This is a genomic window from Streptomyces sp. CA-251387 (genome assembly GCF_050936625.1).
Lineage (GTDB): Bacteria > Actinomycetota > Actinomycetes > Streptomycetales > Streptomycetaceae > Streptomyces.
Genome location: NZ_JBNJMJ010000002.1, coordinates 1 through 14,732 on the forward strand (window position 1 = coordinate 1; position 14,732 = coordinate 14,732).

Genomic DNA, 14,732 nt, shown 5'->3' on the forward strand with positions numbered 1-14,732 from the left:
AGAGAGATTCGCCCACGTCCGACCGCCTGCGGAGTTCCGGGCGCCTTATGAGGTGGCCCAGTCGTGTCTGCGGGTGCGCTGGACAGCGCTGAGTATCGCTGTGAGACTTCCCTGGGCTGCGTAGCGCTACCAGGGCGGTCTCTGAGCGGCTGGGCGTGGCGATGCCTGGCGGCACAGGGCAGGTTGGGTGCCGGGAGCTTGACTGTCCTCGTGGGTGCGGTCGAGGAGCTGCGTGCCGAGCAGCGCGGAAGCGCGGTGGGTTCCGTACCCGGCAGAATCGGGCACTGGTGGCTGCGCAGAACCCGGCAGGAGATGGGGCTGGCCCGAAGACGGAGGCGGCCCGCAGTTGGAGTGCTTTCTACAGCAGTGCCTCGGGTGTGCTGCACTGGCTCCAAGCAGCGGTGCCGACGAGGCACGCCCGTCAGTCGAGGAACGTCAATGGCCGCCATGGAGCAGCTGTTGGGGTCTGCCCGAGACCGGGCGGACCGGTTGCGGGAAGCTGCCGCCTGGATAGGTGCCCGGTGCAGCTAGGACGCGGAACAGGTTGCGCCGGATGACCGACCCGCGGGCCGGGGATGTACTTCTTCAGTGCTGGCTGGTGAGCGGGGCGCTGGCTTGGGCCTGCTGCCGGCTCACCGCCTGCTGCCCGAGGAGGGGCCGCTGGTCGGCCGCGCCCTCACTCTGCGGCGGCTGCCGTGGCGAAGGAGCCGAGCGGGGTGTGCCTGGGTGGAAGGGGCATCTGGAACGAGATCCGTTGCGCCACCGGGCCTGGTGCGCACTGTCGCAGGTGGTCGCCGTGGTGAGCTGACTGTCCGGCATGGCGGCGTGCCCGCGCTGCTGACCGAGAATTGTGCGGGCGTCAGCCGACCGGGAAATTCGCCGCCCTGCGGCGGGCCGCGTTACTGGGCTGTGGACATGTCCCGTCGTCATCGGAGCGCTTTCTCCGGCCGTGGGTCGCCGTGCACGGAGAAAAGCCATCTCTGCGTGGCGCGCTACGTTTCACGTTGACGCGAACGAATACGTGGGAGAGCGGTCGCCTGTTTGCTGCGGGCGGCTCGTGATGACCTGGTGGCCCACTTGTCTCTGGCGGGTGCCTGCGCACGGGGTGAGGACCGGCTCGGCGTGATCATCCGTTCCGCGCTCGCCGGTGTGCTGGCCGATCATCTCGGCGACGAGGAGGCGCGCTTGCAGCCGAGATCGTCAACGACCTCGGTGAGGTCACTTTGGCTGACGCCGCCGCATGCGAACCGTCGGACGCTGATGCGGGCTGTGCTCGATCTCGCCTTGGCCGAGGCGCGGCTGGGTGTGCCGGTCGCGCAGCGGCTGCGGGGCGTGCACGGCAAGCTGTCGCAGGATGAGCGCGGGCGCGGCTGGTGGCCGTGCATCTGGCCGAGTCCTGGCCCCTCGACAGCGGGCGTGCCGAGGCCGCGCGGGATGGTGGCAGGCTGCGCTCGATGCCGCACCGGGAGGTGGGTGGAACGTGGCCGAGCGCGGATCTCGCCGACTTCCTCGCCTCGTTCACACTTCACTGTCCCCAAAGAGCTGCGCGCTGAGCTCGAGGCGGCGCTCACCGAGGGCCTGGGCGTCACCGCCCGCCGCGGAGGAAATCCATGCGTGGCCGACGCCTTTCCCGGCCGTGGCCCAGCCGTGGCGCATCGTGCGGGGCCTGTCGCCCGTGCTGCCCGAGGCCGTGCGCGCGCGCCTGGCAGCCGGTCCTGGCCTGCCTGGGGAAGAAGTACGGCCCGCCCGCCGCGTCGGGCCCAAGCCCGTCGGTGAAGATCACCAGCTGGGTGGAGTCTATGGCGGGCTGTCCCTGGAGTCCTTCACCGCGCGCGCCCAGTGCCGACGGAGCGGCGGCCGCCGTCGCCCGAGCTCGCCGCTACGCCCCTCCCGTGGCCCCGGGAGATGAAGACCGATGATGACGGCGAGACGGCGATGACGGGATGGTGCACGCGCCGGCTGCTCGGCGAGCTCGTCGGCCAGGACCCCGATTGCCTGGGCGCCGACCCGGCCGCGGTGGCCGCGCCGCCGCGCGCCCGGCTCCGCAGAGCGCCTACTTCAACGCGCCCTCCACCACGTCCGCTACGAGCGGCCGCTCAGCCCCGGTCTGCTGGTCCCCCTCGCCGAGACCGCCTTCGCCGTGCGGCCGCAGGACGCCGACGTGCCGCAGGCAGCCGCGGGCTGCAGCTGGTCATCTCCAACCTCCTGCACCGGCTCTGGAACACCGGCGCGTCCCTGGGGGATCGGAGGCGGACGCCGTACTGGCTGCGCACTCTCATCACCGCTGGAGCACGCCTCGCCTGACACCTCCTCCCCGGCTGGGTGCCGCCACCACGGCGCCCGGCGGCAGCGCCCTGCTGTCGTTGACCGCCTGGGGCATCCAACACGCCCTGCGAAGCCGGCGAGGGACTGCCCGGAGCAACTGACCGGCGTACTGGGAGGAGCTGCTCGGCGCCGAGCCGGACCGACCAGTCCCTCGCCATCATCGGATTCGGGCCTCGGCAGCTCCACCACTGCGACCCGCCTGGTCACCGACCATGCCGACACGCTGCTGTCCTTGGATCCAGTGTGGCGCCCCGCACGCAGCTGGCTCACCCACGGCAGACCCCGACCCTGTCCGCTGGCCGGTGGACCGTGCCGGGCTGTGCAGGCCTTGTGCGCACCGCACGCCGAGAGCGCCCTGCCGGTGCATTCCTCGCCGGGCTCGCCGACCTCACGGGCGGGACACGCCGTCTCGGGATGCTGTCCCGGCTCGCACACCTACAGCGCCGCGGCCGGGAGCGACGAGAGGCCGAGCGGGCGCCGTCCGATCTGGCCGCCGCTGTCGCATCGCCTCCCGGCTGCGCGCTGCAGGGTGGGACACCTCCCTTCGCCGACAGCCTCGACCAGGACACCTGGCTCTGAGCTCACCGCCACCACCATCACCCAACAGACCGACCTGGAAAACGCCGACCACGTCGCCGAACGCGCCGCCCGCACCCCCACTCCCCCACCACCCAGCTCATCACCGCCGCTGCTCCTCGACCACGGGTCCGTCGACGGATACCGCCGCACCGCCACCATTCCGCCACGCCGCCATCCTCCACGCGAACGCCCCTGCCGAGAACACCCCGAGCGTGAGGCACTACGCGTCGCTCCGATCAACGGCCGACGCCATCGAAGACGCCTACGGAAGCTGACAGAACACGGTCGGGTCGCAATGGGCCATGAGAGACAGCAAACCGGTGCGCAGGGCGCTTGCTTTCTCGGCAGGGACCGGGGGCGGCCGATGCCCAGTGCGCGCCATCAGTGCCGGGGCGCCATGTACCTCACTGCCTGCCGCCGGCCTGATGGAGCGTGCCGTGGTGGCGGTTCTTGCAGCGCTGAGCGATCGGCCGGTTCGGGCAGGTTGCTGAGAACCGTCAACACCGTGGGCCGAGCTTTGTGTGGGCGTCGGATGCCCGTGGTTCGGCGTGCAGCTGTTTATCCGTTCACGTACCTCACATTTGCCGCCTGGGGGCCCGTCTGGCCCTGTGAGATGGAAACGTGACACGCATCCCTGCTTCAAGAGTCCGGTACCCGTCCATTTTGATGGCGCTGTGGTACGAAGATATCGACGGTTGATGCTCCGTCGGGGGTGATGAATCCGTATCCCTTTTCGGCGTTGAACACTTGACTGTCCCGGTCACAAAAATAGCTTTCCCGGCTGCCGGATTTTCAGACTCTCCCTCTGATTCCGGCAGCGGCGCGTCATGGCCAGCGGGCGTGCGGGCGGGTGTTCGTCCGGGCGGTGTGATGGAGGCGCGTCTCAATTGCCGTCAGCAGGGCATCGTCGGTCGTGTCCAGCACATGTCGAGTGCCTGGTCCTCGTTATGGCCAGATCCTCGTGCGCGGCATGTTTCATGCGCCGTGCTGTGCACGGCTGCGCTGTCCGGGCTGGACGGGGTCAGTCGTGGTCGGAACGCCGCCAGGAGGCTGCGTCCATCGCGTCCAGTACAGGCCCAGTTCGTCACCGGGAGTGCGCCGAGCGTTGGTCACTGCGGCCTCCTTCGGTCGGTGATGCCGAGCTGCTGCTTGAGCGTGCGCGCGGGCCCTCGAGAGGTCTGCAGGACCGCGGCGTTTTCCATACCAATCGCCCCGGCAATCTCAGCGGTGGAGAACCCGTCGAGGTGCCAGGCCATCACACTGCGCTGCTTGAAGGCAGTTGGGAGAAGAGCCGTGAGGACCCGGCGCTGCTGCTCGTTTCAGCTCCGCCGTGTGAAGGGGGGTGTGCCAGTCTGCGCTCGTCTCCGCCAGACGGTCCGTCAGGTTGTTTGTCAGGCTGCTCGGGGACCGTCTGCCGCAGAAAGGCTCGCAGAGCGACCGTGCGCAGCCACGGCCGCGGGCGCTGGCACGGGCTGCCGTGAACGCATCAGTGCCACGAACGCGCTGTGTACCGGCGTCCTCGGCTTCTGGAAGGTGGCCCCGTGGCGCAGCAGGAACCGGATGAGGTAAGGCTGGTCCTCTTGATAGGAGTAGCCAGCCTCGACCGCCGATACGGGCTGCTGCGGTGCGCCGGGCGCGGCAGCAGTGTCATCCGCCCTGCGGTCCACGGTCTCCCCCCTCACCAATATCCCCTGGACAACACGAGTAGTTGATGTCCTGCCGGTCCCTTTCCTGCAAGGTACCGCCCTTGCCCAGCGCGTTGATCCGGCCGTGCGGCCTTCCTCCTCGATGCGGGCTTTGCCCAGCAGGGCGCGGGTGCTGGATCCTGGCCATGAGCACCCGGGCGGCGCACCCGGCCACACACGCGGCCACTGTCGCTGCCACGCTGACAACTGTGCTGTCCACGACGCTTGACTCCTCTTCCTCCGGCAGGGGCGGGTGCCCCGGCTCCGGTAGGTAGTGGCGCTTCAGGCCCGTTCCTGACATCCGCAGCCGATCGGCTGCGGGGGCCGGCCCGCCGCGGCTCGTGATCCGCCGGTCGGCTCGGTCATCGCGACAGGGCAGACCGCCTTATTACCGGGACAGGCTCGGACCGAATACTGGGAGGTTTCCCACTCGCCTCGAAAAATGATTTACCGGGTATTTTCGGTGTTCTTCCTAGCGGTTTTGCAATGTGTTTATATATGGCTTTCTGGTGTGACCTGTGCGAAGGGTGGCGACGGGACTTCGGGGACGAGAGGGCCGCACAGCGCCACGGCCGCCCCTCGGATGCCCGGGTGGATCTGTGAGTACTCAGGTTGAACTCGCGGAGTCCGGGCCCGTGACGTTCTTGATCGTTGCGGTACGAGGTCGTCATGCGGTACCCGCATGGGGGCGGGCTGACGCCCAAGGAGCAGGAAAGCGGGAGCGGGTGCGCCTTGAGGCGGCCGAGCGGTTCGCTCGCGGTGAGAAAGACCGAAGCCGTCGCGAGTGCTTCGCGTGACGTCGCGGTCGGTGCGACGTGTCGGGAGCGGCGAGGAAGCGCGGCCGCTCTTCGCCCTGCTTCTGGAAGACCACGACGGACTCCCAGTCGTGCTTGTGCCCGCCGACGTCGAGGCCGTTCTGGGCCTGGTCCTTCTCGAAGTAGAGCGCGTAGACGTAAGCACACCAGCCGTTCTGGCACTTCGACTGCGCGTAGGTGTTGGCCTTGCCGAGGTGGTTGGTCCGGCAGCCGCCGACGATCGCCCCGCTGTTGTTGAGGCCCCCATTGAGCCTTCCACTCGCATCGACGGCCGCCGCCGGGAAGCAGCCGTTCGTGTCGTAGTCGAACAGCGGCATGTACTTGGTCTGGAACGTGCTCGCGTTCCACGGCAGGGGGTTCAGTATCGCGGCGTTGGCACTGCCCGCCAGGCCGGCGGTCAGGGCAGCGACGCTGCCCCAGGACGGCGGCGGCCTTGGCGAGACGGGACCCTCTGCGGGGCTTGGCTTTCTGCGACATGCGGATTCTCCAGTGGCTCGGACTGCCGGGTGTTGCCGGGATTCCGGCGTGATCTGCGCCGGGGATCCGGTGGAACGAGACCGAGACTGGAGGGCGGCGGGATTTCAGCAGCCCGTCTCGCCAGGGTGATAAATCCAGCCGTGAGCATTTACATGCTGTTTGATCGACACCACACGCCACATAACCTGTACGGCCCTTATCGGAAACCTGGATGTCACCGGGCCGATCCCGGCTGCACCGGGAAGGACTGGACGAGTTGTGATCCTCGGTCGCCCAAGGAGGACGACTGCCTCCCCACCTCGGCACCTGGATCACACGCGGTCACTGACGGAAGGAAGTCCCGAAGAGTCGCAGGTACGGCGGCTCCGCTCAGGTTTTTGCCAGGTGGCCGGTTAAGCAGCCGATGCCGCTGTGCGGCATCCGCGCGAGTTCGACGGCCGGCAGTGGACCGATCCGACGAGTTCCATCTGCTCGCCCATCCAGCACAAGGGCACCGCCCTGCCCGAATACGGCCATGTGCACACGCTTTCAGGAGGACGCCAGGCAGGCTCTCGTGCTGTCCCGCTGCTGGTCGATCCAGGACAGGCCGCCGAGGTCGAGGCGGTGGTGGGTACGGGTGACAGCCACGTAGGCGAGACGGGCTTCGCTGTCGTCGATCGTGCGGGGCGCCGCGTGCTCCGGATGGCCTGGCGGAGTGCTCGTGTCCCGGGGCGTGAAGTCCTCGGCGATCTTGACGTGGGGCCATTCACGGCCTTTGGCCTTGTGGGCGGTGGAGACGCTGACCTGCGCCTGCGGCTCGGGCGTGAGGCGGTCCACTGCGGCGAGGATGGCTTCGGCGCCGTGGGTGTCGACAAGGTCGACGAAGGGCTGCAGGTCGCGTCCGGCCGGGTCGTGGGGCGGCGTAGTCCTGCAGTTCGCCCCAGGTGGGAAAGAGGACGAGTTCGGGGTGGTGGGTGCGGCGGCCTTCCTTCAGATCGCGGGCGGCTTGGGCGAGGGCACACAGACTGTCGCCTCCTCCGACCAGGCCGACCCGGCAACCGGCGGACATCAGGGTCATGACCTGGGTCATGGCTCCGACGTTGGTGCGGCACAGCACGACGTCCGGCCGGGTGACAGGGCCGAGTTCGTGGGCACGGTGGGGTGCCCGTGAGGCGGATCGGGGCGTCGGCGAGGTGCAGCCAGCGGTTGGCCTCATGGGCGAGGTCGGGGCCGAAGCGGAAACGACTGCGAGAGGGTGAGCTGAGCGCCGTCGAAGCCGGTCATGACGTCTTTGGCGCCGCGCCAGTGGTAGATGGCCTGGGCGGAGTCGCCGACCATGACCAGCTGGGCGTGGCCGCGCTGGCTCAGGAAGATTTGCTCGACGACGGGGTTGGTGTCCTGGGCCTCGTCCAGGAGCAGGTAGTCGGCGTCGATTCTGGGCTGGGTGAGGGCCCAGATCTTCAGGTAGTGGTCGTGGTCGAAGCGTACGGCGCCCGTCGTCGGGGTTTGTAGGTCGTTCCAGGCTTTGCGGGCGAAGGGCAGGAGGTGGGTGGCGAGTTCGCGGTGCGATGCCGGTGTCTTCGAGGCCGCGCAGTTTCGGCACGTGGTGGCGGGTGATCTTCTCGTCGGCGGTGTGGCAGAAGTGGGTTACGGTGCGCAGGAGGGCGTTGGACAGGGCGCGTTGGGAGACTTCGCGGTCACCGATGCGGATGGCTTTGGTGATGCCGAGGGCTTGTCCGGTTTTCCAGGCGGGGCGGCGGGGCGCGTTCAGGCGGCTGCGGTAGCGGTGGCCGACGGCGGCGTAGGCGAGGGCGTGGGCGGTTTTGCACTGGACGGTGTTCGGGAAAGCGGGCGGTGGCGTCCTGGGCGATGGCGCGGTTGTAGGCGAGGTAGCGGCCGCGGCGCTTGGTGGTGCGGGCGAGCAGGGTGAGGGTGGTGGTCTTGCCGGTGCCGGCACCTGCCTGCAGGGCGAGGTGGTCGCCGGCGTGGAAGGCGTCGGCTGCGGCCGTCTGTTCGTCGGTGGGGTTCACGGGATGGGTCGTCCTTCCAGTGGGCGGGTGAGGGCGTGTCCGACGGCGGACAGCAGGTGCGCAGAGGTGGTACTGGCGAGGAGGTGGCGTACGGCGTGGTCGAGTCGGTCGGTCTCCCGGTCGGCGTGCTCGGCCAGGGCGCGTTGGAGGGCCTCTCGTACGTAGCGTTCGGGGGTGAGGCCCGCGCTGCGGGCGTTCCGTTTCAGGGCGGTGTGGGCGGCGGGCGGGAAGGCGACGTCAAGCAGGACGTGTCCGTGCGCGTCCGAGTAGTGGGTGGTGATCACGTCGATGGGCAGCCGGGCGGTGAGGCGTCGGCGCAGGCGGTGGGTGGCTCGTTCGGGGGTTTGCCGTCCGCGAGGGCCATGAGGCGGGTGGAGTCGTGGTTGGCGGCGAGCGGCCAGGCTTGGGCGGCGTGACAGAGTTCGGCCGCCGTCAGGGGCCGGGTCAGCGCGATTTCCAGGGCGTGGTGCGGCATTGTCACCGGTTTCTGAGCTGGCGGACCTGAGGGTGGGGCAGGCGGGTGCGGATGTGTGCCGCGTGCAGGAGTGGGTCGAAGGGCTGCCATTCGGCCAGGGCGAGATCGGCGGCGCCCGGGGCGACGGGCGTGTTGGGGGCAGCGTTGGGCGCGCCAGCGTAGTTGTTCGCTGTAGGGGAGGCGGCCCAGCTGTTGGACGGCCATCAGGACGTCGGGCAGGGTCAGTTGACCGCGGCGAGGTCCGGTGGGCAGCAGTCTCCAGGTGCCGGTGGGCCCGGCCGGGGCGAGGACGGGTGGGGGCAGCGGTGACGGTGGCGGGTCTGGGCCACGCAGCGGATGCGTTCGACCGTGTGCTCGGCGAGGTAGTGGCACAGCAGCATCTGTACGACGGGACGGGCGGGGCTGTGGGGGTCGGTGATCTGTGAACCGGTGGCGGGCGGGGTGGGGGTGAAGGCGCCGGTGTCGGTCAGGCGGCGGGTGCGGAGGGCGAGCTGGCGGCGGAGCGCGTCGAGGTAGGGGCTGGTTCGGCAGAGGGGGGTGCGGCGGGGGCAGAGCACGGCGTGCGGGATACGGCACCACGCGGTGCCGTCACCGTGGGGTGGGCGATGCCGCTGCTGAGGTGCCAGCGGCAGGGTTCGGGGACCTGGGCGGCAGCCAGTTCGGCGGGTGCAGGGCGATGGGCCGCTGGTCGGCGCGGTGGTAGAGGTCGATGCGGTTGCCGCACTGGCGGCAGCGGCCGCTCTGGCCGTGGCGCAGCAGGCGGCTGGGGCTGCTTGCGGCCGCCCGGAGGGGACGGCGTGGGTGCAGGTGGCGTGGGCTGCCGTCCCAATGGCGGCCGGTGGGGGTGCGGTTGGGGCACATGGCGGCGACCGTGCCAGGCGGCGTTCGTCCTCGGGACATGCGGCGGGTGTCATGTCCCCCGACTGGCCCCATGATTCCGAACACGTGAACCGGCGAGCGGTTGCATGTTCGAGGGCTGCTTGCCGTTCGGGTGATTTTGTCGGTGTAGGCGGTGGGAGCGGGCGGGTCTTCAGGTGCCGCGCGAACCAGGCGGGTGTGGTTGCCGCAGAGAGCGCCGAGCAGTTCCTCGATGGGCACGTCGAAGGCGTGCGCGAGGGCATGCCAGGTGGTGACATTGCCGGCGGCGCGGCCGCGTTCGAGGTCGATGAGGGTGCGCCGGGCCAGACCGCTACGGTCGGCGAGTTCGTCAAAAGTCCAGCCGCGGTCATTCCTCAGACGCGCCAGCGTGACGCGCAGGGCGGTGAGGTCGGGATCGGGCTGCAAGATCGGCACCCCATCATCCGACGGTGCAGACACCTGCCCTGTCAGTGCGAATTTCTGCACTTTCGTTCTCTGTGGAGGGTGCCGTTTACGGTCTGGGAATCTGCACTACCGTGCGTTCGTCCCAGGTGCCTCCGCTGGAGCGCACCGGCCACGGCGGCGCTGAACGACAGGAGGGCAACCAGCCGATGAGGCTTGCCGGTGCGCACGTCACAGTGCGGCGTATCTGGACGGTGGAACTGCGCTCACGGGCGGGCGGGCCGAGTCTTGTCTGTGCTCACTGCACCGCGCACCCCTCTCTCAGGGCCGCGTCCGCGCGGTCCGCCGTCCTGGCGCATCTGGCCTGTCACGCCAGGACCGATGTGCTCCCAGGACATCTGAGGACCTGCCAGTGCCGGGAGCGCGGGTGTTCATGGCATCCGCGTCACCGCGGCTGCGCCGGCCCTGTTCTGCTCGCCCTGACCCGCGACCACAGCGGCCGCACCTGGCGGCTGGCCGATGCCTGCGCTGCCTGCGCGGCAGCGACCAGCCTCACGGCCGTCGTCCCGGACACCGTCCTTGGCCCCCGCAGGCCGCGGCCTGCCAGTTGCCCGGCGCGCCCCACATCTGCCAGGGCGCAGCCGGCGGCATCCGATGAGCGGCTGCGCGTGCAGGAGATGCTCACTTACCTGGCCGCCGCGCTGCCCAGGTTCGCCTCCCCTGCCGCCCGGCTGCTGGCCCTCCAGTGCGCGCTGCGCGCCGACACCCGCGGTCATGTCCGGCTGCCGGCCGGGCTGTTGCGGGGCATGTGCCTGCGCGGGAGCCGCGAACTGTGGTTGGAGCTGGCCCATGCGGGCTGGCTGGAGTTGCCGGACTTCCGTGCGCTGCCCGTGCGCTCGCGACTGCTCGATGCCGTTGCTGGAGCAGGCGCCCGGCCGCCGCGCACGACGCCGCGCCGCCGACTGGGCGCTGCGGCCCACGCCGTTGGTCCTGCCGGCCGCACCGCCCGCTCTGCGACTGACCGCTCTCGCGCTGGCCGCGCACACCTGCGCCCGTGTCGAACACAGCACCGACATGGACATCCTCACCCGCCTGTGCGGGCACTCTCCGCAGCAGACGGCAGAACTACTCGACCGGCTCGTGACGACACGCACCCTGGGGGCATGGCATCACAGCCGGGAGACCGACGAGGTGGTCTGGCAGTTGCCCCAGCCGCAGGCGCGGACACGTCCCGTCGTACTGCCTCACGGGTACAGGGCATGACGTCCTTGGGACTGCCCCCGGGCAACAGGACACCACATGGCCGGAACAACCGGCGCTGTTTGTCCGTACCATCTGTACGCCGAGGCATAGTGCGGCACTTGCCGCGCCATACGGGGCCGCAAGGCACCTCGTCCAAAAGGGACGTCGCCCTCCTGCGGTGCCGCCCCGCAGCACGGTCATTCGCAGAGGAAAGGTCAGCACCATGCCCGAGACAACGACTCCCGCTTCTGAACTGACATCGCAGTACGCCGCCCAGGTGACGGGTGACCTCGAGCGCAACGCCAAGGAGCAGGAACGTATCGGGGCGGAGATCGCCTCCCTGCAGGAGCAGCTTGCCTCCCTGCAGCACGACCACACCGTGCTGGTGAACATGCAGCAGGCGCTGGGCATCACCGCAGCGCCGACGGCGCCTGCGGCAGAGCCCGAAAACGCAGCGGTGCCCTCTCCCCGGCAGAAGGCCGGTGCCGCGCGCGGCGAGAAGCCCAGGACGCGGAAGTCCACCGCCGCGCCGGGGAAGGCAGCAGCCAAGAAGCCCGTGGCCAGGACGGAGGGTGCCACGAAGGCGACCCAGCCCACCCTGGTCGAGCTCATTCGCCGTCACCTTGTCGAGTTGAAGGAACCGCGCTCCGCTGCGGAAATCTCTGCGGCGCTCGGCCAGGCCCACCCTGAGCGTCAGATCGCGACCAAGGTCGTGCGGGTCACGCTCGAAGGGCTCGTGGCCAAGAGCCAGGCGGAGCGCGCCAAGCAAGGCAAATCCGTCTTCTACACCGCCCCCGACGCAGCCGAACCAGCCGCAGCCGACGAGCAGAACACGCAGCCGTCCGTCTGACGGCACGCCCGAGGGCGGCTACCTCGTCGAGCGGCATTCGTTGTGAGCCCGCGGTAGGTGCACTCGATTGCTATTGACGCTGGGGGGCGGGTCGGCGTGTCGGCGGCAGGCCTTCGCACGCGCGTGTGGGGCCGGCCAGGAGATCAAGTACGTCGATGGCGTAGTGGGCCGCCACACGGTCGCAGTCGTCCAGGGGCCCTGGTGCGACGCCGGACTGGCGGCGGCTGACTTGTGCCTGGCTGACTTCCAGCGCCAGAGCGAGATCGGCCTGTGTCTCCCCCGTCAAACGCATGAGCGCGGCGATCGCAGTCCTCACGCGTTCCCTTGACGACAGCACCATGGTGTTCAACTTACCGCTGTCCCACGCCGGTACGTCTGCTCGATGATGTGCCAGGGGGTTGCTGGTGTGCGGGGGTGGGTCGGTCAGCGGGGGCGCCAGGTGCGGATTTCGAGGTGGGTGATGTGGGCGTCGGGGTGGATGCGTCCGGTCTCGACCAGCCATTGGTGCACGGCTGCGGTGACGTCGCCGCTGGCGGCGTTGACGCGGCGGGCGAAGTCGGCGGCGTCGAAGCCGCCGGTCTGGGCGGAGCCGTAGGAGCGTTCTTCGGTGTGGTCGGCGCGCTGGATGACGTCGCGGCGGATGCCGGGTGAGTCGGATCGGCTGCCGGAGGGGTGCAGGTAGGCGGTCTTGGCCAGGCGGACGGTGAAGGCCAGGCGCAGGCCGCGGCGGGCGGCTTCGGCGATGAGGGGGCGCAGGCGGGCGGAGCCGGAGGCGATGGCCTGGGCGCCGACACGGCCGCTGCCGGATCCGGTCGGGGTGATGAGGACGGCCTTGCCGCGGACGCGGGCGCGGGCGCCGGAGGCAGTAGTGCGGCGGGTGATGTGCCGACTTGCGATGGCGGCGAGTTCGGGCAGGTCGGTGATGCCGCCGGTCTGCACGGCGGCCAGGACTTCGCGCAGGGCGGTGACGAAGGCTGCGCCTTTGTTCTTGGTGTAGAACTGCGAGACCAGCGAGGGGTCGCGGTCGATGATGCGGGCGATGTCGCGTTTGGTGTAGCCGGCTTGTTGGAGTTGGTCGGCGAGTTGGGCGGCTTCGTTGCGTGCGGGCCGGGCGGCGGGGCGGCGGCGGGGCGGCATCAGGCCTCTTCTGGTGCGTTGTTCAGAGCCTGGCGGCCGGTGTCGCGCAGGGTGAGGAGTTCTTCTTCGCTGGTGGGGGCGTTGACGGGGCCGGACAGGTGGCTCTTGAGGAGGTAGTCGCCGGGGCGGCGGTGGTACGGCCAGTTCTGGGGCTGGGTGAGGTAAAGGGCGTCGGTGCGGAAGGCGACGACGGTGCCGGGGGGCGTGTGCAGGGCTCCGGCGTAGGTGTCGTCGTCGCGGTGATACTGGGTGAGCAGGGCGGCGCGTGCGGCGGACCAGATCGTGGCAGCCCATTCGGGGTGGGCGTTGGGGTCGCGGGCGAAGCCGGTGGGCCTCTGCCAGGTGATCAACTCGTCGTCGAAGCCGACGATTTCGGCGTCCGGGGGTACGTCGCGTTCCATGCTGCGGGGGGTGGTGCCGGTGACCATGCGGGGGCGCTGGGCGAAGGAGCCGATGCCGTAGAGCAGGATGGAGCGCACCGCGCGGGAGGCGAGGTAGGCGGCCCGGGCCTGTGAGGCGTCGCCCTGGAAGTGGGCCTGGGCGGAGAGGTTGGTCCAGGTGTCCTTGAGCTTCTTGGACCATTCGTCGAGGGGTTTGCCCGCTTCCCACAGGATGCCGTCGAGGATCTCCACCTTCCATGGCTGGAGGGGGTTGGTCAGGGCGGTGTGGACTTCGGGGCCGCCGGCCCAGGTGGTGAAGGTGGCGCCGGGCGTGGCTGGGTAGTGCCAGGCGCGGTCGCCGGGGGCGGGGGCGGGCAGCAGGCCGACGTGGTTCCAGCCGTGGGGGACGGTGACGCGGATGTGCCAGTGGCTGCAGCCGTAGAGGGCGTCGTGCTGTTCTTTGGCCGAGAAGGAGGCGAAAGTTTTGCCGGTGACGCGGCGGGGGGCGCCGACGGGGGATTTCCAGGTGTGTTTGGCGTAGGCGAAGGTGCGGTCGTATTCGATCAACGCGGGCAGGTGCTCGGGAACGCTGGGCGGTGTGAGGAGTTCGTTGCGGCCCTGTCCGGCGGTGGCGTGCAGCAGGCCGCGCAGTTCCTCGGACAGGACGGGGAAGCCGTCGGCGTGTTTGCCCCGGCGGGGGATGGTGCGGGTCCACAGGTCCCGGCCGGTCTGGGAGGGCGAGCCGAGGACGACAGCCTCGGGAAAGTGGCGGCGCAGTTCCTCCCACAGCAAGCGGAAGGCGTCGCGGACGATGCCGGGGTGGTCGGATGGGTCGAGGTCGAACCACTCCCCCACGCTGCGGATTTCGACGTGGTGGTCGCCGTTGGTGCGCTGGTAGCGCGCGACGGGGTTGCGGGCGTGGACGAAGTGTCCGGCCATCCGGTCACGGCCGCGGCCGGTGTCGACGCGCCAGCCGGGGGTGGGGGCGTTCAGCCAGGCGGCGACGGCGTCCCGGAGGTAGGGGTAGCGGTCGGCGTCGCGATGCCAGGGGGCCCCGGCAGTGATGTAGATGCGCTGGATGGTGTCGGGAACGGCGTGGAAGACGGCGGTCAGAATGGCTGCGGCCGACCGGTCGCCCAGGTCGAGGCGGACACTCTGGTCGCGGTGGACGAGGACCCCGGTGGCGGCGTCCAGGAAGACGGTGGGATGGGGCTGCTGGATGAAGTTGGGGTACTGGGAGGCCAGACCCGAGGTGGGGGTGAACCAGCGGTCGGTGTCGGTGTCCTGGGGCAGGGCAGGCAGTTCGCGGGGCATGGCAGGGTCGGTCGGCTGCTGCAGCGGCGCGGGAGGTGGGGGCGCATCCGGTGCGGAGGCGGCCGGTTGGACGGCCGGCTGTGCCGGTTCGGCGTCACCCGGGGCGGGGGCGGTGGTGTCCAGGTCCAGGTCTTGGGGGGCGAGTTGGGGGCCAGGGCGACGACGTCGGCGATGCTGAGCCCGG

The 14,732-nt window shown here is 70.0% G+C and carries 10 protein-coding genes and 4 pseudogenes; 4 read left to right on the forward strand and 10 right to left on the reverse strand.

All coding sequences use genetic code 11. From position 1 onward, the window contains the following. Window positions 1–2,655: 2,655 nt before the first annotated feature. Window positions 2,656–2,904 carry a hypothetical protein gene (locus tag ACQEV2_RS41530; RefSeq protein ID WP_433055325.1) on the forward strand — a complete coding sequence of 83 codons (249 nt, stop codon included), beginning with the start codon at window positions 2,656–2,658 and terminating at the stop codon, window positions 2,902–2,904. 558 nt (window positions 2,905–3,462) lie between these two features. Here ACQEV2_RS41530 and ACQEV2_RS41535 read toward each other — a convergent pair. Together ACQEV2_RS41535 and ACQEV2_RS41540 are read right to left on the reverse strand one after the other, a co-directional pair. Continuing rightward, window positions 3,463–3,651: pseudogene (locus ACQEV2_RS41535) on the reverse strand (cold shock domain-containing protein). Window positions 3,652–4,013: 362 nt separating this feature from the next. Next, a complete protein-coding gene (locus ACQEV2_RS41540; protein WP_433055328.1) occupies window positions 4,014–4,160 on the reverse strand; it encodes a hypothetical protein in 147 nt (48 codons plus the stop codon). A 1,098-nt stretch (window positions 4,161–5,258) separates the two neighbouring features. Between ACQEV2_RS41540 and ACQEV2_RS41545 the strand changes: the two are divergent. After that, a pseudogene (locus ACQEV2_RS41545) lies at window positions 5,259–5,406 on the forward strand (IS630 family transposase); the annotation flags it as partial. A gap of 63 nt (window positions 5,407–5,469) precedes the next feature. Here the strand turns inward: ACQEV2_RS41545 and ACQEV2_RS41550 are convergent. From ACQEV2_RS41550 to ACQEV2_RS41575, 6 genes and pseudogenes are all read right to left on the reverse strand, one after another. Further along, window positions 5,470–5,721: pseudogene (locus tag ACQEV2_RS41550) on the reverse strand (NPP1 family protein); the annotation flags it as partial. A 688-nt stretch (window positions 5,722–6,409) separates the two neighbouring features. Further along, a pseudogene (locus tag ACQEV2_RS41555) lies at window positions 6,410–7,890 on the reverse strand (UvrD-helicase domain-containing protein). After that, window positions 7,887–8,174: a hypothetical protein gene (locus ACQEV2_RS41560; protein WP_433055330.1), complete on the reverse strand. Its 288-nt coding sequence runs from the start codon at window positions 8,172–8,174 to the stop codon at window positions 7,887–7,889. The pseudogene ACQEV2_RS41555 and the gene ACQEV2_RS41560 overlap by 4 nt, the downstream one beginning before the upstream one ends. Then, window positions 8,171–8,365 (reverse strand): hypothetical protein, encoded by a 195-nt coding sequence (locus tag ACQEV2_RS41565; protein WP_433055333.1) that lies wholly within the window; start codon window positions 8,363–8,365, stop codon window positions 8,171–8,173. Before ACQEV2_RS41565 ends, ACQEV2_RS41560 begins: the two co-directional genes overlap by 4 nt. 221 nt (window positions 8,366–8,586) lie before the next feature. Then, window positions 8,587–8,922, reverse strand: coding sequence for a hypothetical protein (locus tag ACQEV2_RS41570; protein ID WP_433055336.1), 336 nt, complete (start codon window positions 8,920–8,922; stop codon window positions 8,587–8,589). A gap of 31 nt (window positions 8,923–8,953) precedes the next feature. Further along, window positions 8,954–9,709 carry a DUF6083 domain-containing protein gene (locus ACQEV2_RS41575; protein ID WP_433055339.1) on the reverse strand — a complete coding sequence of 252 codons (756 nt, stop codon included), beginning with the start codon at window positions 9,707–9,709 and terminating at the stop codon, window positions 8,954–8,956. An 825-nt stretch (window positions 9,710–10,534) separates the two neighbouring features. Between ACQEV2_RS41575 and ACQEV2_RS41580 the strand changes: the two genes are divergently transcribed. Together ACQEV2_RS41580 and ACQEV2_RS41585 are read left to right on the forward strand one after the other, a co-directional pair. Continuing rightward, window positions 10,535–10,888, forward strand: coding sequence for a hypothetical protein (locus tag ACQEV2_RS41580; RefSeq protein ID WP_433055342.1), 354 nt, complete (start codon window positions 10,535–10,537; stop codon window positions 10,886–10,888). Between the two features lie 202 nt (window positions 10,889–11,090). After that, window positions 11,091–11,717 (forward strand): hypothetical protein, encoded by a 627-nt coding sequence (locus ACQEV2_RS41585; RefSeq protein WP_433055344.1) that lies wholly within the window; start codon window positions 11,091–11,093, stop codon window positions 11,715–11,717. Window positions 11,718–12,140: 423 nt separating this feature from the next. Here ACQEV2_RS41585 and ACQEV2_RS41590 read toward each other — a convergent pair whose 3' ends face one another. Continuing rightward, entirely contained in the window at window positions 12,141–12,854 is a 714-nt protein-coding gene (locus tag ACQEV2_RS41590; protein WP_433055347.1) for a helix-turn-helix domain containing protein, read from the reverse strand. Continuing rightward, window positions 12,854–14,548, reverse strand: coding sequence for a hypothetical protein (locus ACQEV2_RS41595; RefSeq protein ID WP_433055350.1), 1,695 nt, complete (start codon window positions 14,546–14,548; stop codon window positions 12,854–12,856). The genes ACQEV2_RS41590 and ACQEV2_RS41595 overlap by 1 nt, the downstream gene beginning before the upstream one ends. Between the last annotated feature and the right edge of the window lie 184 nt (window positions 14,549–14,732).

What these genes read in the sequence shown, in the direction of transcription:
- ACQEV2_RS41540 (WP_433055328.1), bottom strand. Translation starts at nt 4,160, where the DNA reads ATGGCCTGGCACCTCGACGGGTTCTCCACCGCTGAGATTGCCGGGGCG.
- ACQEV2_RS41565 (WP_433055333.1), bottom strand. Translation starts at nt 8,365, where the DNA reads ATGCCGCACCACGCCCTGGAAATCGCGCTGACCCGGCCCCTGACGGCG.
- ACQEV2_RS41580 (WP_433055342.1), top strand. Translation starts at nt 10,535, where the DNA reads ATGCCGTTGCTGGAGCAGGCGCCCGGCCGCCGCGCACGACGCCGCGCC.
- ACQEV2_RS41585 (WP_433055344.1), top strand. Translation starts at nt 11,091, where the DNA reads ATGCCCGAGACAACGACTCCCGCTTCTGAACTGACATCGCAGTACGCC.
- ACQEV2_RS41590 (WP_433055347.1), bottom strand. Translation starts at nt 12,854, where the DNA reads ATGCCGCCCCGCCGCCGCCCCGCCGCCCGGCCCGCACGCAACGAAGCC.
- ACQEV2_RS41595 (WP_433055350.1), bottom strand. Translation starts at nt 14,548, where the DNA reads ATGCCCCGCGAACTGCCTGCCCTGCCCCAGGACACCGACACCGACCGC.